This window comes from Streptococcus sp. SV2, assembly GCF_030440175.1.
In the GTDB taxonomy this organism is placed as follows: domain Bacteria; phylum Bacillota; class Bacilli; order Lactobacillales; family Streptococcaceae; genus Streptococcus; species Streptococcus raffinosi.
In genome coordinates this window covers 20045-39298 of the sequence record NZ_JAQFJQ010000002.1, presented here as the reverse complement: position 1 = coordinate 39298, position 19254 = coordinate 20045, and the positions used below count along the sequence as shown (strand labels likewise).

Here is a 19254-nt window from a genome sequence, read left to right as displayed (position 1 = left end):
CAGAACAAAAGACACCGAAGAAATTTTCAGTGTCTTTTCTTGTTTATAAAAAGAGTTCTTGAAGTTTGCGAGCAACGCCATCCTCTTCATTAGTCCACTCAATTTGTTCGTTAGCGTGGGGAAGAAGGACAGAGCTAGCATTCTTCATGGCATAACCAGTTTTAGCAAGTTCCAACATCTCTGTGTCATTGTGTTCGTCACCAAAAGCAATCAAATCATCCGTTGATTTACGCATGGCCTTAAGTAAGTAGTTCAGGGCGTAGGCCTTGTTAATACCTTTAGGCGAAAATTCCAAAATATTAAGCGGGCCACCCCAAGAATCAACTTCAATTTCTTCCTTGAAGTCTTTCTTGATATCATCGGCTAGCTGGTACTTATCTTCGTGACGAGTTTGCATAAGAAGAGCATTTGGGTTGCGCGTGATTTTAGTTGGTTCTAAACGCATAGCCTCAATAATTTTATCAACACCAAAGAGTTGTGGTTGAATACGCTCTGGGTGATTCATAGTGATATAGAAGTGTTTTCGATATTCACTAGCCAGAAAATCCATCTCTAATTCATCATGGCGTTGTAAGAGGCTAATCAGATATTTCTTATCTAATTTAACCGAATGCTCATAAGCCCAGTCTTGGTCTGGAAGATTGGTCAAAGAGCCGTTGAAGGTGATGAGTGGTGTTTCTAACCCTAGTGTTTTGTAATGGTCAATAGCCATACGATAAGGACGACCTGTAGCAATAACGACTTGGTGTCCTTTGTTTTGTACGTCTTTAATCGTTTTTTGTGTAAATTCTGAAATAGTTCCATCTGGGCGTAATAACGTTCCATCAAGATCTAGTGCAATCAATTTTTTTGTCATGTTCCTATTATAGCAAAAATCTGTCCTTTGTTGGTGATTAAGAAAGAGCTTTCTAAGAACGTTCGGTTTTTCATAAGAAAAGTCTCAGGAAATAAACCTTGCACCGTCAAATGATTTCATGTAGAATAGTAATGTTGCATTCTACATGAGAATGTTCCGAAATTATTCGGATTTTGACAATATTTTTTATTAAGGAGTCTAAACTTTCATGGAAAAGTTTTTCAAATTGAAAGAACATGGTACTGATGTCCGCACAGAAGTGACTGCCGGATTGACAACTTTCTTTGCCATGTCTTACATCCTCTTTGTTAACCCAGCGATGTTGGCCCAAACAGGAATGCCTGCACAAGGTGTTTTCTTAGCAACAATTATTGGTGCGGTTGCAGGGACATTGATGATGGCATTTTATGCTAACCTACCATACGCTCAAGCGCCTGGTATGGGGCTTAATGCCTTCTTCACCTACACAGTGGTCTTTTCTTTGGGTTACACTTGGCAAGAGGCCTTAGCAATGGTCTTTCTATGTGGTGTTATTTCATTGATCATCACGGTAACTAAAGTACGTAAGATGATTATTGAGTCTATTCCAACAGCTCTCAAATCTGCTATTTCAGCAGGTATCGGTGTTTTCCTTGCCTATGTTGGGATTAAAAATGCTGGTTTCTTGAAATTCTCAATTAATCCACATACCTACACTGTAGCAGGTAAAGGTGCTGACATGGCCAAGGCGTCAATTACAGCTTCATCGTCAGCTACACCAGGTTTGGTTGCCTTCAATAATCCAACTGTAATTGTAGGTTTGATTGGTCTTGCGATTGCGATTTTCTTTATTGTTAAAGGTATTCGTGGTGGAGTTCTTCTTTCAATCCTCGTAACGACTATCATTGCTATTTTTGCTGGTGTCGTTGATCTTGGAAGCATCGATTGGCACGCAGCTAGCTTGACATCATCTATTAAAGATCTTGGTCAGGTCTTTGGTGCAGCGCTTGGATCTAAGGGATTGGGATCACTCTTTGCAGACGTTTCTCGTTTGCCTGGTGTCTTTATGGCTATCCTTGCCTTCTCATTGACTGATATCTTCGATACTATCGGTACCTTAATCGGTACTGGTGAGAAGGTTGGTATCATTGCTTCAACAGGTGATAACAACGAATCAAAAGCTCTTGACCGTGCTCTTTACTCTGACCTTGTTGGTACAAGTATTGGTGCCATTGCAGGGACTTCAAACGTTACAACTTACGTTGAATCTGCAGCAGGTATTGGTGCTGGTGGACGTACTGGTTTGACAGCTCTTGTGGTTGCTGTACTCTTTGCCATTTCTAGTTTCTTTAGTCCAGTGGTGTCAATCGTTCCAAATGCGGCAACAGCGCCTATTCTTATTATTGTAGGTGTTATGATGCTCTCTAACCTTAAGAGTGTCGATTGGGAAGACTTGTCTGAAGCTATTCCTGCCTTCTTCACTTCTATTTTCATGGGATTCTCATATAGTATTACCTATGGTATCGCAGCTGGTTTCCTTACTTATACTTTGGTCAAAATCGTCAAAGGTCAAGCTAAGGATGTCCACTTTATTATGTGGATTTTGGATATCTTGTTTATCCTTAACTTCATCAGTATGGCTGTGCTCTAAAGTTTGAATCATACAAAAGTCTGGCACTTGTGTCGGGCTTTTGTAGTTCTCTTGTGAAGCACGATTTTCCTATTTTTAAGGCTGTTTTTTAAAGGAAATTGAAATCAAGACAAATAGATGTTTGGGATTTAATTTTATGAGTACTAAATAAAGCTAAGATAAGTTTTTAATTAGTGCGTCGTCTCTGCACTTGCGGTTGAGAGGAGTCATTATTTGCATGATTTTACTGGAAATTTACAGCGGATTCTAGTCCATATTTTTATTTTTTGATATAATGAAAACATGATTTACAGTCGAAATGAAGAGGAATTGATAAGCATTGGCCAAAACATTGGTAGCCTGCTCAATTCTGGTGATATAATTGTTCTCTCAGGTGATCTGGGAGCGGGCAAAACCACTTTAACGAAAGGGATTGCCAAAGGTTTAAATATTTCACAGATGATTAAAAGTCCGACCTACACTATCGTTAGGGAGTATGAAGGACGTTTGCCACTATATCATTTAGATGTGTATCGTATAGGCGATGATCCAGATTCTATTGACTTGGATGATTTTCTATATGGCGACGGCGTAACGATTATCGAGTGGGGTGAGCTCTTGGATGAGGATCTCTTAGGGGATTATCTCTTGATTTCGATAGCTCATCATGATGATGGACGACAGTTGACGTTCGAAGCTTTTGGACCGAGAAGCCAAGAAATTCAGGAGGCTATATTAAATGGCTGAGCAAGAATTAGTCATTGAAGAAGCCCAAAGAGAAGATGCAACTTCGTTGGCCTTATTACTTGAGACGGTGGCCTTGGAGTCAGACTTTCTAGCCCAGGATGATAGGAGTTTTGTCCTGAGTGCTGAACAGCTAGCATCTTATATTGATAGTCGCCAAAATGTGACTAACGAAATTTGTTTAGTGGCGAAATTAGGCCATGAGGTCATTGGTGTTTGCAATGTTACTGCTGACCAAGACACTAAAACCAGTCATATCGGTGATGTCTTTATTGCGGTCTCTAAGCTTTATTGGGGACATGGCGTTGGTCAGTCTCTTATGGAATTAATGATTGATTGGGCCAATCATACACCGGCTATTCGTCGTTTAGAGTTGACGGTTCAAGCACGTAATGAACGGGCAGTTCACCTCTATCGTAAATTTGGATTTGACATCGAAGGCACTAAGAAACGTGGTGCCAGAACTAAAAATGGAGAATTTCTAGACGTTTACCTTATGGCTAAACTTATAGATTAGGAAAAAATATGAAACTTGGACGAAAAATTTTATTAATGTTGTTGGCGATTTTTGCCACTACTGTAGTAGCTGCGGGTATTTACCTAACGACAACCTACAACTATGCAACTGGTGAATTGTCAAAGACATTTAGGATGTCTAAGGCAACCACAGGTAATAGCAAGGCGATTCAACAGACTAAACCGATAACTATCTTGTTAATGGGGGTAGATACGGGGTCTAAAGAACGTAAGGAAACCTGGGAAGGGAACTCTGATACCATGATTTTGGTGACGGTGAATCCTGAGACTAAGAAAACAACCATGACCAGTCTAGAACGTGACCTGTTAACGGATATAGAGGGGTCAGGACAAGCCAAACTGAATGCAGCCTATGCTGAGGGAGGCGCCGACTTGGCTATCTCGACGATTCAAAAGGTTTTAGACATTGATATTGACTATTATGCACTGATTAATATGCAAGGGATGATAGATCTGGTTAATGCCGTAGGTGGTATTGAAGTAACCAATCATTTCGATTTTCCAATTTCGATTGCAGAGAATGAACCAGAATTTCAGGCAAAAGTTGAGCCAGGAACCCACAAAATTAATGGTGAACAAGCCTTGGTTTATTCGCGTATGCGTTATGATGACCCTGATGGTGACTATGGTCGTCAAAAACGTCAGCGTGAGGTTATTCAGAAGGTTGTTGCCAAGATTTTGAAGATGGACTCTATTGGTTCCTACAAAAAAATCTTATCAGCTGTGAGCTCAAATGTGCAAACAAGTATTGAGCTTGGTGATACAGATACTCTCCGTAGTTTGATGGGTTATAGTGATGCCCTTAAAAATATTAAGTCTTATCAGTTGGCTGGTTCGGATGCCATGATTAATGGTGGAAGCTATCAAATGGCTTCAACTGAAGATATCCTGAAAGTACAGAACCGTATTAGAAAAGAAGTCGGTAAGAAAAAGGTTTCTGAGTCTAATCTTAAGACGTCCTTGGTTCTCTCTGGCTCAGGAGCATCAAGTTATGGATCTGATAGTTTCGTTAATTCGAAATCAAATGCAGCCTCTAATGAATCCTCTGGAGTGTATGAGGGTGCCACTGTAGAGGGAGCGGGTAGTGCTTCAGTAAATACTTATGGTGGGAACACCACTTATAGCAGTAATTATAGTGGTACAACAGGTAGCTATGTTCAGGATCAAGGTACGGCAAGTGCCACTTACAATAATGGTGGTTCTGGTGTGACTACTTATAGTTCTGCTCCGGCGACGCAATAGAAGGATTGGGAATTCCCATCCTTTTTCTTATGTCTATCTTGTGATATGGTTATTCCTTGCAATGGTTTATGAGCTATGCTATAATATAGGAAAATAATGAAAGAGAGGCGGAGTAGAAACTTCGTCTCTTGTGTATGTAAGGAGGTCATAATGTCACAAAAAATTATTGATCTCGTGACGGCTGTCGTAGCACCAGCTATTCCTGGGCCCTACGAATTGGTCGATATCGAGTATGAAAAGCTTGGCAGTGACTATGTCTTGTCCGTTTTGATTGATAAGCCAGGTGGTATTACTGTCGAAGATACTGCAGACCTGACTGAAATTATCAGTCCTCTCTTGGATACTATTCAGCCTGATCCCTTTCCGGACCAATACATGCTGGAAGTATCTAGTCCAGGGTTAGAGCGTCCCTTGAAGACCAAAGAAGCTTTGACCAATGCTGTTGGTCAGTATATCAATGTTAGTCTTTACAAGGCTATTGATAAGATTAAGATTTTCCAAGGTGACTTGGTGGCCTTTGATGGGGAAATCCTAACAATTGATTATCTTGACAAGACTCGCCATAAAACTGTTGAGATTCCCTATCAAACAGTTGCTAAAGCTCGTTTGGCAGTCAAACTCTAGAACTCTTAGTGTAAATAAAGAAAGGATGCCAGTTTTGCCTTTGAAGGGCTAAAACGACAAAGAATATGAGCAAAGAAATGCTAGAAGCCTTCCGTGTCTTGGAAGAAGAAAAACACATTAACAAGGATGATATCATCGAAGCTGTGGTTGAATCGCTTAAATCAGCTTACAAGCGTCGTTATGGTCAATCAGAATCAGCTGTTGTTGAATTTAATGAAAAAACAGGTGATTTCCAAGTTTATACTGTTCGTGAAGTTGTAGACGAAGTCTTTGATAGCCGCTTGGAAATCAGTCTTAAGGATGCGCTTGCTATTAGTTCTGCCTACGAACTCGGTGATAAGATTCGTTTCGAAGAGTCAGTGGATGAATTTGGTCGTGTGGCAGCGCAATCTGCTAAGCAAACCATCATGGAAAAAATGCGTAAGCAAATGCGTGAAATCACCTATAATGACTACAAACAACATGAAGGTGAAATCATGCAAGGAACAGTTGAACGCTTTGACCAACGTTTCATTTATGTCAATCTCGGGACTCTTGAGGCTCAATTGTCACGTCAAGATCAAATTCCTGGCGAAAGCTTTAAGTCTCACGATGTGATCGATGTCTATGTTTATAAAGTGGAAAATAATCCAAAAGGTGTTAACGTCTTTGTAAGCCGTAGCCATCCTGAGTTCATCAAACGTATCATGGAACAAGAGATTCCTGAGGTATTTGATGGAACTGTAGAAATTATGAGTGTGTCTCGTGAAGCTGGTGATCGTACTAAGGTTGCTGTTCGCAGCCATAACCCTAATGTTGATGCCATTGGTACCATTGTTGGGCGTGGTGGAAATAATATCAAAAAGGTGGTCAGCCGCTTCCATCCAACACGTTTGGATGCTAAGACAGGTATTGAAGTTCCTGTTGAAGAGAACATTGATGTTATTCAATGGGTTGAAGATCCAGCTGAGTTTATCTACAACGCTATTGCACCTGCTGAAGTGGACTATGTCCTCTTTGACGAAAATGATAGCAAGCGTGCGACAGTTGTCGTTCCAGATAATAAATTGTCACTTGCGATTGGTCGTCGTGGACAAAACGTTCGTTTAGCGGCTCACTTGACTGGCTATCGTATTGATATCAAGTCAGCTACTGAATATGAAGCTCTTGAAGCTGAAAAAGCTGAGGCTGCTACAGAAGAAGTTGTAGACGAGGTTGTTGCAGAAGAAACTACACCTGTTGAAGTCACAACAGAAGAAGTAACAGAAGCAGAATAAGAAGAATTTAGAGGTGTTTGATGGCTAAAACACGAAAAATACCTTTACGAAAATCAGTTGTCTCAGGAGAAATCATTGATAAACGTGATTTGCTCCGTATTGTGAAAACTAAAGATGGTGAGATTTTCATTGATCCAACAGGAAAGAAAAATGGCCGAGGAGCTTATATTAAATTAGATAATGAGGAAGCTCTCCAAGCTAAAAAGAAACGAGCTTTTAACCATAGTTTTTCAATGGAAGTTCCTGAAAGTTTTTACGATGAACTTATCGCCTATGTGGATCACAAGGTCAAAAGAAGAGAGTTAGGTCTTGAATAACACAGAAAAATTGTCCAATTTACTTGGACTAGCGCAAAGGGCTGGAAAACTTATTTCTGGCGAAGAACTTGTCATCAAGGCAGTTCAATCAAGAAAGGCAAGATTAGTCTTTCTTGCCAATGACGCTGGTAGTAATGTGACTAAAAAGATGACTGATAAATGTAACTACTATAATATAGAATTCTCCACAGTGTTTAACGCACTGGAATTAAGCATGGCTATTGGTAAACCGAGAAAAACGGTTGCTGTGGTTGATGCTGGATTTTCAAAGAAAATGAGGACTCTTATGGACTAAAGAATAGGAGGGCATCACGTGTCAAAGAAACGATTATATGAAATCGCAAAAGAGGTTGGTGTAGAAAGTAAGGTTGTTGTCGCAAAGGCGCAAGAACTAGGGCTTTCTGTTAAAAGCCATTCCTCATCAGTTGAAGAAGCTGATGCTAATCGTATCACTTCAAGTTTAAAAGGAGGCACAGCTAAGGCAGAGAGTAAGCCTGCTCCAAAAGTAGCACCAGCTCCTAAGAAAGAGAAGGTTACGCCAAAAGCTGAAAAGGCTTCGACGTCCAAACCGGCTCCTGCTAAGGAAACCGTAAAGGCTGAAGCTAAAGAAGCTCCTGTGACGCCGAAAAAGCCACAAAGTCGTAACTTTAAGGCAGAACGTGAAGCACGTGCTAAGGCAGAAGCAGAGCGTCGCCAAAATGGTGGTGGTCGTGACAACCGTAACCGTAATCGCAATAAACAAGGTAACGATCAAGGTAAACGTCACAATAATGACCGTCGTAACCAAAATGGAAATGGTCAAGGAAACCGTAATAACGGAAACCGTGATAACAAAAATAATCGTGACCGTAATTTCCAAGCTAAACAGCGCAATGATCAAGGTCGAAATAAGCGTAATGATGCTGCCCGTAACAATCAGGCAGGTCCACGTATTGACTTTAAAGCGCGTGCAGCAGCCTTGAAGGCAGAGCAAAATGCAGAGTATTCACGTCAAAGTGAAACGCGTTTCCGTGAAGAAAAAGCTGCAGAACAACGCCGTGCAAAAGAGCAGGAAAAGGCAAGACAAGAGAAGCATCAGGCAGAAGTAGCCGCTCAAAAAGCAGTGGCTGAAGCTAAGCCAGCTCCCAAACCAGCTCCGGTGGCTGCTCAACCAGCCCCAGCCGCACAAGCACAAGATACACGTCGTAAAAAGGCACGTCCTGATAAATCACGTGATAATCGTCGCGAGAATGAAGATGGACCTAAGCAAACAAGAAATAATAAGTGGAATAATCAAAACCAAGTGAGAAATCAACGAAATAGTAACTGGAACAAAAACAAAAATAAAAAAGGTAAAAACAACCGTGGTAATTCGGCTCCAAAACCAGTAACCGAGCGTAAATTCCATGAATTGCCAAAAGAATTCGAATACACTGAGGGTATGACGGTTGCAGAAATCGCAAAACGTATTAAACGTGAGCCAGCTGAAATCGTTAAAAAACTCTTCATGATGGGTGTTATGGCAACTCAAAACCAATCTCTGGATGGAGATACCATTGAGTTGTTGATGGTTGACTATGGCATTGAAGCAACCAAGAAAGAAGAAGTTGACAATGCTGATATCGAACGTTTCTTTGTTGATGAAGATTACCTTAACAAAGATGCTATGGTAGAACGTGCACCAGTTGTTACTATCATGGGACACGTTGACCATGGTAAAACAACCCTTCTTGATACCCTTCGTAACTCACGTGTTGCTACAGGTGAAGCTGGTGGTATCACACAGCATATTGGTGCCTACCAAATTGAAGAGGGTGGTAAGAAAATTACCTTCCTTGATACTCCTGGACACGCGGCCTTTACATCTATGCGTGCTCGTGGTGCCTCTGTTACGGATATTACTATCTTGATTGTAGCTGCGGATGATGGTGTTATGCCACAAACGATTGAAGCCATCAACCACTCTAAGGCTGCTGGTGTTCCAATCATTGTTGCGATTAACAAGATTGATAAACCAGGTGCTAACCCAGAACGTGTTATCGGTGAATTAGCAGAGCATGGCGTTATCTCAACTGCTTGGGGTGGCGATAGCGAGTTTGTTGAAATCTCAGCTAAATTTGGCCAAAACATTGAAGAATTGCTTGAAACCGTTCTTCTTGTGGCTGAAGTGGAAGAGCTTAAAGCGGATCCAAGTGTTCGTGCTATCGGTACTGTTATCGAAGCCCGTTTGGATAAAGGTAAAGGTGCAGTTGCTACCCTCCTTGTTCAACAAGGTACCTTGCATGTTCAAGACCCAATCGTTGTTGGTAACACCTTCGGACGTGTCCGTGCTATGACTAATGACCTTGGTCGTCGCATTAAGACTGCAGCGCCATCAACACCAGTTTCCATTACTGGTTTGAATGAAGCTCCTATGGCGGGTGACCATTTTGCCGTATATGAAGATGAAAAAGCAGCCCGTGCGGCTGGTGAAGAACGTGCAAAACGTGCTCTTATGAAGCAACGTCAACAAACACACCGTGTTAGTCTGGATAACCTCTTTGATACCCTTAAAGCTGGTGAAATGAAGACTGTTAATGTTATCATCAAGGCCGATGTACAAGGTTCTGTTGAAGCCTTGGCAGCATCACTTCTTAAGATTGATGTTGAAGGCGTTCGTGTGAATGTTGTTCACTCAGCGGTAGGTGCTATCAATGAATCTGATATTACACTTGCGGAAGCTTCAGACGCTGTGGTTATCGGATTTAACGTTCGCCCTACGCCTCAAGCTCGCCAACAAGCAGAAACTGATGAAGTTGAAATTCGTCTTCATAGCATTATCTATAAGGTTATTGAAGAAATCGAAGATGCTATGAAAGGGATGCTTGATCCAGAATTTGAAGAAAAAATCCTTGGTGAAGCAATCATTCGTGAAACCTTCAAAGTTTCTAAAGTCGGAACAATCGGTGGATTCATGGTTACTAGCGGTAAAATTACTCGTGAATCAAGTGCCCGTGTCATCCGTGATGGTGTTGTTATTTTCGATGGTAAATTGGCAAGTTTGAAACACTTTAAAGATGATGTTAAAGAAGTCGGAAACGCTCAAGAGGGTGGTTTGATGATTGAAAACTATAACGATATTAAAGTTGACGACGTTATTGAAGCTTACATCATGGAAGAAATCAAACGTTAATTTTTGTCAGATTTCTCAGAAAGAGCTGACTTAGGAGACAAAGCTAGGTCATCAGGCCTGGCTTTTGTTCCATTATAAGAAAATGAAAGGATGAGACTATGGGAAATTCATTTCGTATAGACCGTGTTGGGATGGAAATTAAACGTGAAGTCAACGAAATTCTTCAAAAGAAGGTTCGTGATCCACGTGTTCAAGATGTAACCATTACCGATGTGCAAATGCTTGGCGATTTGTCAGCTGCAAAGGTATTTTATACCATTCATTCAAACTTGGCATCAGATAGTCAAAAGGCCCAAACAGGACTTGAAAAGGCGACTGGTACCATCAAACGTGAACTTGGTAAAAATTTGACCATGTATAAGATCCCAGATTTGACCTTTATCAAGGATGAATCTATCGAATACGGTAATAAAATTGATGAAATGCTTCGTAATTTGGAGCGTAAAGACTAAGATAACATTCCTGTCAATTATGGCAGGAATTTTGCGTTATAATAGAATAAAAAGGAGGACTACGATGAAAGTTACAGTCTATTTGGGTGCTAATATGGGAGATAGTCCAAGCTTTAAGGAGGCAACAATTACCTTAGGTCGCTGGATTGCTAAAAATGGACATACCCTAGTCTATGGTGGTAGTAAGATGGGTCTTATGGGGGTTCTTGGTGATACTGTTTTGGAAAATGGTGGACAGGTTCATGGGATTATGCCGCAATTTCTTAAGGATAGAGAAATTGCTTATGAGGGATTGACATCAATGACGATAGTAAAAACGATGGCAGAGCGCAAGACAGCTATGTTAGAGCAGGGTGAGCTCTTTATCGCCCTTCCAGGAGGTCTCGGAACACTTGAAGAAATCTCAGAAGCCATTGCTGCTGCTCGTGTGGGTAAGCTGGACAAACCCTGTGTTTTCTTTAACCTAAACGGCTATTATGATGCCATGAAGGCCATGTTAGATACCATGGTTGCTCATGATTTTTTAGAGGCTGGAACGGCTACAAAATTCCTCTTTACAGATGATTTTGCTGAAATTGAGGCCTTTGTTCAGTCTTATACCCCACCTCAATTGCGACGTTATAGGTAAGTATCGGTGAAGAAAGGTTCTTCTGCATTTAAGTGGAAGGACTTTTTATAATCAGATGAACATTCATGTAAGTTTCAGAAAATCACCCAAAAGGCTTAACAAAAACAATAATTTTGTATATAATGATGTTTGTAATTTTAATAATTTAATTAATTTTCCTCATCATCTGTGAGTAACATTCATAATCACTAAATACCCCTCTTGGTTTGGAAAACTTTGCCAATCATTAAAAGCATTTAATGATTTTAGGGAAATGTGGGATATAGGATGAAACGGAAGGGATGATAGTAATGTCTATTAGGGTTAAAAGTGTTAGTTTTGAGGATTATCAAAACACACAGGTAACCGCAAAGTGTGCCAATTTTCTGCAGTCTGCTGAGATGTCCAAACTTCAGGAAGGTCAAGACCATATAGAAAAAGTAGAAGCCCTGGTTTTCGAAAGAGATGGCTTAAGGGTAGGCCAAACAATAGTCGTTTATAAGAAGAGCTTTCGTATATTTAAAAAGGCCCTCTTGTTGCATGGTCCCCTGTTAAATTACCACTCTCTTGATAGTTTGACAGAGCTACTTGAGGCTTTAATACTCTATTTAAGAAAGAAAAATATTGCCACACTTTCCATACACCCTTATCTGACAAATCTTATTAGAAATGAAAAGCTTGAAAATATCGAAGTAGATAAGGCCAGTGATGTGCTAAAGGTATTTGAAACGTTAGGTTTTGAGCACTCTTTGGATTCGGGGCAATCTTTAGTAGTTAACCAGATGTTTGTCAAGCCAATTGAAAATTTTGCTGGTTCTGATGAGATTCTTGCTGCCTTTTCTCCGTCATTGAAGCGAGACCTCAAAAAATTTACTGCTCTGAATGTCAAGATTGAAGAGTTGGATGAGCATCAACTTGACCAGTTCTACGATATTTTAAGTCGAACGGCGGAGAGAAAGGGATTTTCTGTTCATCCGCTGGTTTATTTTCAAAATCTAAAAAAATGTTTTGGCAAATCTGCCAAGTTTATGTTGGCTTATTTGGATTGTCCAGCCTATCTAGTTTATCTTGACGAGAATATTCAGTCTTTTGAAGCCAAGATTCAGGCTTTAAAAGAAGGTCCTCAGAAAAAACGTACCAAGGGTCAAATAGCAGATGCGGAGGATCAGCTGAGAAGCTACTATAAGCGCTTAGAGCAATTCAAGTCTTACCAAATCAAGACTGACAAATTACCGCTTTCAGCTTATCTTTTCATGGATTATGGTCCGGAAATTGTCAGCTTTTACGGAGGTAATGATGAAGCCTACCTTAATTTTGGTGGAGCGGTTTTGCTTCATTGGGAGATGATAAAATATGCTAAAAGTAAGGCTAAAAAGCGTTTTAACTTTTACGGTACTATTGAAACTGAGGCAGCTAGTTCTGGCAAAGGAAACTTTAACTTTAAGCGTCAGTTTGGCGGACAATTAGAGACGCTTGTTGGCTCATTTGATAAGACCCTCAATCCCTTCTACGATATTTTTAAGAAGACACTAGGTAAGGACTAGTTTCCATATAGAAAAAAGTCAATTGAGGCTAATTGTAATACCTCAATTGACTTTTTGTTGTTTACAAATATTTCTTAGCGACTTCAATATCACCAGCATAATCAGTGTGTTTACCATTTACAATTTGAAAGGCATCAGCTCCCTTACCTGCGATAACAAGAGCATCTTTTGAGCCTGTAGTTTCAGACATGGCAGTTTTGATGGCCTCCTCACGATCAACAATGATACGCACCTCACGATTGATATGACTAGCAATCTCTTGGCAGATGGTAAGGGGGTCTTCCTTGTTAGGGTCATCAGCAGACAAGATGACATCTACCTCGGGGTAAGTGTTGAGGACATGACCAAAGTCTTTACGACGGCTTTCCCCCTTATTTCCAGGAGCTCCTAGTATCAAAGCAATCCTACCTTTTTGGTGGTCAGTTACGACTTGCAAGAGCTTGTCTAGACTGTCACCATTGTGAGCATAGTCGACAAATACCTTAGCACCATTTGCCTGAGTGAGAATTTCCATACGACCTGGAACAGAGGTTTGAGCAATCCCTTTTTTAATGTCTTCGAGACTGGCTCCAAGACGTAAGCAGGCTAAACCAGCAGCCATAGCATTATCCTGATTAAAGTCACCGATGAGTTGGATATCGTAATCACCAGCTAGTTTACCTTTTGCTTTAAAGCTAAATCCTGAGCTATGTTGAACGGTATTTTCAGAGTCCTTACCATAGAAGTCGTGGTCTTTATCAGCGACTTCCTCCGCAACAAAATTGAAGTGATCCATACCACTATTGACGATGACTGCTCGACTATTTTCTAAGAGCAGACGCTTGTGGTAGAAGTAGTCTTCAAAGGTTGGGTGTTCAATAGGCCCGATGTGGTCTGGACTGATGTTAAGAAAGACGCCTACGTCAAAGGTTAACCCATAGACTCGTTTGGTTAGATAGGCCTGACTTGAAACCTCCATAATCAGATGGGTCATGCCATTATCAACAGCTTCGGACATCATACGGAAAAGATCCAAACTCTCAGGTGTTGTTAAGGTAGACTTGAAGAAGGTTTTTCCGTCTAGTGTCGTGTTCATGGTTGAAAGCATAGCAGGTTTATGACTTTGCTTAAGAATGTTATAGGCAAAGTAGGCCGCCGTTGTTTTCCCTTTTGTCCCAGTAAAAGCCAGCAATTTCAGCTTGTCTTGAGGGTATTGGTAGAAGGCCTGAGCAACGAGGCTCATAGCTTGCTTGATATCTGAAACAATAATGGCAGGGATTCCCACTTGGTAATCTTTTTCGGATACGTAGAAGCTCAAGCCAGTTTTGACAGCATTCTCTAAAAATTCACGCTTGAAGCCAGCCCCCTTGGCAAAGAAGAGGGAAGATGGTGTGACATCACGACTGTCGTAAGAAAGATGCTCAAAAGTCACTCCAGTCCATGAATAGTAGTAGTGGTCTTGGTCAATAATATCTCTAAAATTACGGTCCTTTTTAAGAACCTCTAGAACTTGTTCAATAGTAATCATAGTTCCTATTTTAGCCTTAATGTTCTTGTTTTACAAGTCACAGCCAAAAGTTTATAATAAACTAGATTATATTTTATTCTCTAGAAAGAAAGTTATGACTGAAACTAAAACTGACACACAGCAGCAGCAGATGCTAAGAGGGACGGCATGGATGACAGCATCCAATATTATCAGTCGTCTCTTAGGGGCACTCTACATTATTCCTTGGTATGCTTGGATGGGCAAACAAGGAGACCAAGCCAATGCCCTCTTTGGTCAGGGGTATAATATTTATGCCCTTTTCCTTTTGATTTCGACAGCAGGGATTCCAGTCGCCATTGCCAAGCAGGTGTCTAAATACAATACTCTCGGCAAAATGGAAACGAGCTTCTTTCTACTCAAGCGTATCTTGTATTACATGGTCGGTCTGGGCGTCATTTTTGGGGTTTTCATGTACTTCGCTTCGCCTTGGATGTCTTATCTTTCAGGGGGAGATGGAGACTTGGTTCGAGTGATGCGTAGTCTTTCTTGGGCGGTTGTTATTTTTCCATCTATGTCTGTTTTACGAGGCTTTTTCCAGGGCTTCAATAACATGAAGCCATACGCCTTGAGTCAGATTGCGGAGCAGATTATTCGTGTCATTTGGATGCTGTTGGCAACTTTCTTCATTATGAGGATTGGGACAGGTGACTACGTGACTGCCGTTGTTCAATCGACGTTTGCCGCTTTCATTGGTATGTTGGCTAGTTACGGGGTGCTTTTCTTCTACCTTTGGAAGGAAGGTAAGCTCAAGAGTCTTTTTGGTAAGCAGGCCGTTCATCCTGATATCAATCCAACTGCAATTGTTATTGAGACATTTAAGGAAGCCATCCCCTTCATTATCACTGGGTCAGCGGTTCAACTTTTCCAGTTGATTGACCAATGGACTTTCATCCGTACTATGGAGAAGTTTACAAGCTATAGTAACAGTCAGCTTCAGGTTCTCTATGCTTATTTGTCTTCAAACCCAAGTAAGATTACTATGATTTTGATTGCCGTTGCTATTTCTATTGCTGGGGTTGGGATTCCACTCTTAACGGAAAATATGGTTAAAAAGGACCTTCGAGGGGCGGCCAAACTCATTATTAATAATCTACAGTTACTCTTGCTCTTTATTGTACCTGCTATTGCGGGTTCAGTGATTTTAGCCAAACCACTCTACACAGTCTTTTATGGAGCACCAGACAGTCAGGCTCATTTGCTTTTTGCTGCTAGTTTGATTCAAGTGATTTTCCTGGCCCTGTATAGTGTTTTAGCACCAATGCTTCAGGCCATCTTTGAGACCCGTAAAGCTATCAATTATTTTGCGATTGGGGTGTTGGTTAAGGCAATTCTTCAGCTACCATTGATTATTTTCCTAGGAGCTCTCGGCCCGGTTATTTCAACAGCTATCGGCTTAGGTGTTCCCATTGCTCTCATGTATAAGCGCCTTCACACAGTTACGCATTTTAGTCGTAAGACAGTTTTTAGAAAAGCTCTACTTATTTGTATTCTTACAGTCCTCATGGCGATTCCAGTTGCTGTCTTCTACTGGTTGTTCCAATTTATCCTATCTCCAACAAGCCGTATGGGAAGTATCATTCATCTAGTATTAGGAGGTGGCCTGGGTATTCTGGTTTATGGTGTGCTTGCTCTTGTGACGCGTATGGCTGACCAATTGCTTGGTGCTCGAGCAGCTAGATTACGAGCTAAATTACATATTAAATAGTATTTGAAACCAAGTCTTGTAGCTTGGTTTTTTTCTTTCAACATTTTCTGAAAAAGGAGTATAATGAGGGCATAAATATGAAATCGCTTTTATGATTTAGAATCGAGGAAAGGATTATGGGTAGTTCTAGACAAAGAGATACTAAATTAGGAACCTGTACCCCTGATCAGGTTTATCAGGTGTTGCGAACAAGCCCTCAAGGGTTAAGCACACAAGAAGTAAAAAAGAGACAAGCAACTTATGGTCCTAATCAGTTGAAAGAAAGCAAGAAAGAGCCTATTTGGTTGACCTTTGTCAGACATTTTACCAGTCTCATGGCTCTCTTGTTGTGGGTTGGTGGCTTTATTGCTGTGATTTCTCATAGCTTGGAGCTGGGGATTGCGATTTGGTTGGTCAATATCATTAACGGTCTTTTTAGCTTTATTCAAGAATATAGGGCAAGTCAAGCCACGGAAGCACTGAATAAGCTTCTTCCATCCTACACCCGAGTTCTTCGTGATGGAAAGGAAGATAAAATCCTTGCACAGAACTTGGTGCCAGGTGATTTGGTTTTCATTGAAGAAGGTGACCGTATTTCTGCAGATGGACGTTTGATTGCTGTGACAGACTTGCAAGTAAATCAGTCTGCCCTCACTGGTGAGTCTAATCCCATTTATAAATCAGACCAAGCAGATTTGGCTCCTGATAAGACTGATTTGGAATATGACAATATGGTGTTTGCAGGTACCACAGTTTCCTCTGGTTCTGGACATTTTATAGTATCAGCCATCGGTATGAAAACTGAGTTCGGACAAATTGCAGACTTGACGCAAAACCTAGCTCAAGAAAAAAGTCCACTGCAAAAGGAACTAGACCATTTGACCAAACAGATTTCGGTCATTGCAGTATCTGTAGGTCTCTTCTTTATGATTGCAGCAACACTATTTGTCCACCAACCTTTGTCTCAAGCCTTCATCTTTGCCTTGGGTATGATTGTTGCCTTTATCCCTGAGGGGCTACTTCCTACAGTTACTCTATCTCTAGCTATGGCTGTACAGCGCATGGCTAAAGAACATGCTTTAGTGAAAAAATTGTCTTCTGTTGAGACACTCGGAGCAACCTCTGTTATTTGCTCAGATAAAACAGGGACCCTGACTCAAAATGCCATGACAGTTAATCATTTATGGACCTTGTCAGGTAATTATGAGGTGACTGGACTAGGTTACGCACCAGAAGGACACATTGAGCAGGATGGTCACCCTGTTTCTCTTAAAGAAAATGACCTCCTGAATCGTCTGGTCCGCTTTTCTCATTTGGCTAGTAATGCTCAAGTGGTTGCGCCAAGTGCTGACAATCCTAACTATACGGTCTTGGGAGACCCGACTGAAGCTTGTCTTAATGTTCTTGCAGAAAAAGCAGGCCTTGATTTAAATGACAACCACATCTGGGCTCCTCGGATTAAAGAAATTCCCTTTGATTCTGACCGTAAACGGATGACAACAGTACATAGTCTCGAAAAAGGTCTGGATGGTAGTCACCATATTTCCATCACTAAGGGTGCGCCTAAAGAAGTGATGGAACTTTGCTCAGACTATTATGATGGTCAAGGAGCAATCAAATCTATGACCACTACAGAACGTCAAGCTATTCTTACTGCTAACGATCAATTTGCTCGTGACGGCTTGCGTGTTTTAGCTGTCGCTTATCGTCCTTTGGAAAGCCAACATATCAAAGAAGACGAGTGGGATATGCGGACCCTCGAAGAAGATATGGTCTTTGTGGGACTCGTTGCTATGAGTGATCCCCCACGTCAAGGTGTCCGTGAAGCAATTGAGCAATGTCACCGTGCCAGTATTCGCATTATCATGGTGACAGGTGACTATGGGTTGACAGCTCTTAGTATTGCCAAGAAAATTGGAATTGTAAAAGGTGACAATGCCCGTGTTGTTTCAGGTCTTGAACTGGCAGATATGACCGACCAAGATCTCAAAGAAGCTCTTAAAGGCGAGATTGTCTTTGCTCGTGTAGCTCCTGAACAAAAATATCGTGTAGTCAATGCACTTCAGGAACTTGGTGAGGTTGTTGCTGTTACTGGTGATGGTGTTAATGATGCCCCTGCTCTTAAAAAGGCTGACATCGGTGTAGCTATGGGGGTATCGGGAACTGACGTAGCCAAGGAATCTGCCGATATGATTTTAACGGATGACCACTTTGCTTCTATTGTCCATGCTGTTGAAGAAGGACGTGCCGTTTACCGAAATATTCAAAAATTTTTGACCTATATTTTTAATTCTAATACTCCAGAAGCTATTCCCTCTGCTTTCTTCTTGTTCTCCTTGGGGCGTATTCCTCTTCCCTTAACAGTTATGCAAATCCTAGCTATTGACCTTGGAACGGATATGATGCCAGCTTTGGGACTGGGGGTTGAGCCACCTGAAGAAGGCGTTATGAACAAACCACCAAGACGTCTATCAGATCGTTTGCTGAATCGACAATTACTATTAAAAGCCTTTGCTTGGTATGGTATGATTGAGTCTGTCTTGGCTATGGGGGCCTTCTTCCTTAATTATTGGGTTAATCAAGGGCATCTGAATTATCTAACTAGTTCAGGACCTCTTTACCGAGAGGCAACAACCATGACCTTGGGAGCCATCATCTTCACACAGATTGGTATGGCTATGAATAGTCGAAAGGGTAGAGGATCTATTTTCCAAATCAAACCATTTGCTAATAGAATTATTAGTCTGGGGATTGTCTTAGAAATCATTCTCTTTATTCTCCTGTCTTATGTGCCTCTTTTCCACACTCTTTTTAATACAGCTCCGATTGGTCTTGATGACTGGCTTTATTTACTCCTCTGTCCATTTATCATTATGGCTCTAGAGGAAATAAGGCACAGACTGTTTGATTAAAAGTAAGCCGACGGCTTACTTTTAAGTTATTACTAATAGATATAGAGTATGCCCAAAAGGTTATAGATATTAACTATAACTAACTATCAAGAATCCGTATGATGGAGTTCCCATTATTTTTCAGAAAATAGTGATAAAATAGAGGACATAGATATGGGGTATATTCACTTTACCAAGTAGAAAGGACAAAT

General features: G+C 41.0%; 16 protein-coding genes. 14 read left to right on the top strand and 2 right to left on the bottom strand.

Annotation, left to right across the window (positions count from 1 at the left end):
- Positions 1 to 43 precede the first annotated feature (43 nt).
- A complete protein-coding gene (locus PCY14_RS01365; protein ID WP_014633589.1) occupies positions 44 to 856 on the bottom strand; it encodes a Cof-type HAD-IIB family hydrolase in 813 nt (270 codons plus the stop codon).
- Positions 857 to 1064: 208 nt separating this feature from the next.
- On the opposite strand from PCY14_RS01365, the gene PCY14_RS01360 reads away from it, so the two are divergent.
- From PCY14_RS01360 to PCY14_RS01305, 12 genes are all read left to right on the top strand, one after another.
- Entirely contained in the window at positions 1065 to 2486 is a 1422-nt protein-coding gene (locus PCY14_RS01360; protein WP_021151450.1) for an NCS2 family permease, read from the top strand.
- A 282-nt stretch (positions 2487 to 2768) separates the two neighbouring features.
- Positions 2769 to 3212, top strand: coding sequence for a tRNA (adenosine(37)-N6)-threonylcarbamoyltransferase complex ATPase subunit type 1 TsaE (gene tsaE / locus PCY14_RS01355; RefSeq protein WP_021145053.1), 444 nt, complete (start codon positions 2769 to 2771; stop codon positions 3210 to 3212).
- Positions 3205 to 3726 carry a GNAT family N-acetyltransferase gene (locus tag PCY14_RS01350; RefSeq protein ID WP_301363082.1) on the top strand — a complete coding sequence of 174 codons (522 nt, stop codon included), beginning with the start codon at positions 3205 to 3207 and terminating at the stop codon, positions 3724 to 3726. The genes tsaE and PCY14_RS01350 overlap by 8 nt, the downstream gene beginning before the upstream one ends.
- Before the next feature lie 8 nt (positions 3727 to 3734).
- A complete protein-coding gene (locus tag PCY14_RS01345) occupies positions 3735 to 4988 on the top strand; it encodes an LCP family protein (protein ID WP_021151452.1) in 1254 nt (417 codons plus the stop codon).
- Between the two features lie 150 nt (positions 4989 to 5138).
- Positions 5139 to 5612, top strand: a complete 474-nt coding sequence (gene rimP, locus PCY14_RS01340) for a ribosome maturation factor RimP (RefSeq protein WP_021151453.1) — start codon at positions 5139 to 5141, stop codon at positions 5610 to 5612.
- Between the two features lie 65 nt (positions 5613 to 5677).
- The gene (gene nusA / locus PCY14_RS01335; RefSeq protein WP_042771701.1) at positions 5678 to 6868 is read left to right on the top strand and encodes a transcription termination factor NusA; all 1191 of its coding nucleotides are present in this window, start codon (positions 5678 to 5680) and stop codon (positions 6866 to 6868) included.
- A 20-nt stretch (positions 6869 to 6888) separates the two neighbouring features.
- A complete protein-coding gene (locus PCY14_RS01330; RefSeq protein ID WP_008535929.1) occupies positions 6889 to 7185 on the top strand; it encodes a YlxR family protein in 297 nt (98 codons plus the stop codon).
- The gene (locus PCY14_RS01325; RefSeq protein ID WP_021151455.1) at positions 7178 to 7480 is read left to right on the top strand and encodes a YlxQ-related RNA-binding protein; all 303 of its coding nucleotides are present in this window, start codon (positions 7178 to 7180) and stop codon (positions 7478 to 7480) included. The genes PCY14_RS01330 and PCY14_RS01325 overlap by 8 nt, the downstream gene beginning before the upstream one ends.
- Positions 7481 to 7498: 18 nt before the next feature.
- Entirely contained in the window at positions 7499 to 10336 is a 2838-nt protein-coding gene (gene infB, locus PCY14_RS01320; RefSeq protein ID WP_143567504.1) for a translation initiation factor IF-2, read from the top strand.
- Positions 10337 to 10434: 98 nt separating this feature from the next.
- On the top strand, positions 10435 to 10788 hold the full coding sequence (rbfA, locus tag PCY14_RS01315) for a 30S ribosome-binding factor RbfA (RefSeq protein WP_002889159.1): 354 nt from the start codon (positions 10435 to 10437) through the stop codon (positions 10786 to 10788).
- 64 nt (positions 10789 to 10852) lie between these two features.
- Positions 10853 to 11416, top strand: coding sequence for a TIGR00730 family Rossman fold protein (locus PCY14_RS01310; RefSeq protein WP_301363081.1), 564 nt, complete (start codon positions 10853 to 10855; stop codon positions 11414 to 11416).
- 290 nt (positions 11417 to 11706) lie between these two features.
- Positions 11707 to 12939 carry a peptidoglycan bridge formation glycyltransferase FemA/FemB family protein gene (locus tag PCY14_RS01305; RefSeq protein ID WP_301363080.1) on the top strand — a complete coding sequence of 411 codons (1233 nt, stop codon included), beginning with the start codon at positions 11707 to 11709 and terminating at the stop codon, positions 12937 to 12939.
- Positions 12940 to 13000: 61 nt separating this feature from the next.
- Here the strand turns inward: PCY14_RS01305 and PCY14_RS01300 are convergent, their stop codons facing one another.
- On the bottom strand, positions 13001 to 14446 hold the full coding sequence (locus PCY14_RS01300; protein ID WP_021151460.1) for a UDP-N-acetylmuramoyl-L-alanyl-D-glutamate--L-lysine ligase: 1446 nt from the start codon (positions 14444 to 14446) through the stop codon (positions 13001 to 13003).
- 94 nt (positions 14447 to 14540) lie between these two features.
- Between PCY14_RS01300 and PCY14_RS01295 the strand changes: the two genes are divergently transcribed.
- Together PCY14_RS01295 and PCY14_RS01290 are read left to right on the top strand one after the other, a co-directional pair.
- Positions 14541 to 16172: a polysaccharide biosynthesis protein gene (locus tag PCY14_RS01295; RefSeq protein WP_143567501.1), complete on the top strand. Its 1632-nt coding sequence runs from the start codon at positions 14541 to 14543 to the stop codon at positions 16170 to 16172.
- Between the two features lie 116 nt (positions 16173 to 16288).
- On the top strand, positions 16289 to 19063 hold the full coding sequence (locus PCY14_RS01290) for a cation-transporting P-type ATPase (RefSeq protein ID WP_301363078.1): 2775 nt from the start codon (positions 16289 to 16291) through the stop codon (positions 19061 to 19063).
- Positions 19064 to 19254 lie beyond the last annotated feature (191 nt).

Excerpts from the sequence above, each read along its gene's own strand:
- PCY14_RS01365 (WP_014633589.1), bottom strand. The coding sequence starts at position 856 with ATGACAAAAAAATTGATTGCACTAGATCTTGATGGAACGTTATTACGC.
- PCY14_RS01360 (WP_021151450.1), top strand. The coding sequence starts at position 1,065 with ATGGAAAAGTTTTTCAAATTGAAAGAACATGGTACTGATGTCCGCACA.
- tsaE (WP_021145053.1), top strand. The coding sequence starts at position 2,769 with ATGATTTACAGTCGAAATGAAGAGGAATTGATAAGCATTGGCCAAAAC.
- PCY14_RS01350 (WP_301363082.1), top strand. The coding sequence starts at position 3,205 with ATGGCTGAGCAAGAATTAGTCATTGAAGAAGCCCAAAGAGAAGATGCA.
- PCY14_RS01345 (WP_021151452.1), top strand. The coding sequence starts at position 3,735 with ATGAAACTTGGACGAAAAATTTTATTAATGTTGTTGGCGATTTTTGCC.
- rimP (WP_021151453.1), top strand. The coding sequence starts at position 5,139 with ATGTCACAAAAAATTATTGATCTCGTGACGGCTGTCGTAGCACCAGCT.
- nusA (WP_042771701.1), top strand. The coding sequence starts at position 5,678 with ATGAGCAAAGAAATGCTAGAAGCCTTCCGTGTCTTGGAAGAAGAAAAA.
- PCY14_RS01330 (WP_008535929.1), top strand. The coding sequence starts at position 6,889 with ATGGCTAAAACACGAAAAATACCTTTACGAAAATCAGTTGTCTCAGGA.
- rbfA (WP_002889159.1), top strand. The coding sequence starts at position 10,435 with ATGGGAAATTCATTTCGTATAGACCGTGTTGGGATGGAAATTAAACGT.
- PCY14_RS01310 (WP_301363081.1), top strand. The coding sequence starts at position 10,853 with ATGAAAGTTACAGTCTATTTGGGTGCTAATATGGGAGATAGTCCAAGC.
- PCY14_RS01305 (WP_301363080.1), top strand. The coding sequence starts at position 11,707 with ATGTCTATTAGGGTTAAAAGTGTTAGTTTTGAGGATTATCAAAACACA.
- PCY14_RS01300 (WP_021151460.1), bottom strand. The coding sequence starts at position 14,446 with ATGATTACTATTGAACAAGTTCTAGAGGTTCTTAAAAAGGACCGTAAT.
- PCY14_RS01295 (WP_143567501.1), top strand. The coding sequence starts at position 14,541 with ATGACTGAAACTAAAACTGACACACAGCAGCAGCAGATGCTAAGAGGG.
- PCY14_RS01290 (WP_301363078.1), top strand. The coding sequence starts at position 16,289 with ATGGGTAGTTCTAGACAAAGAGATACTAAATTAGGAACCTGTACCCCT.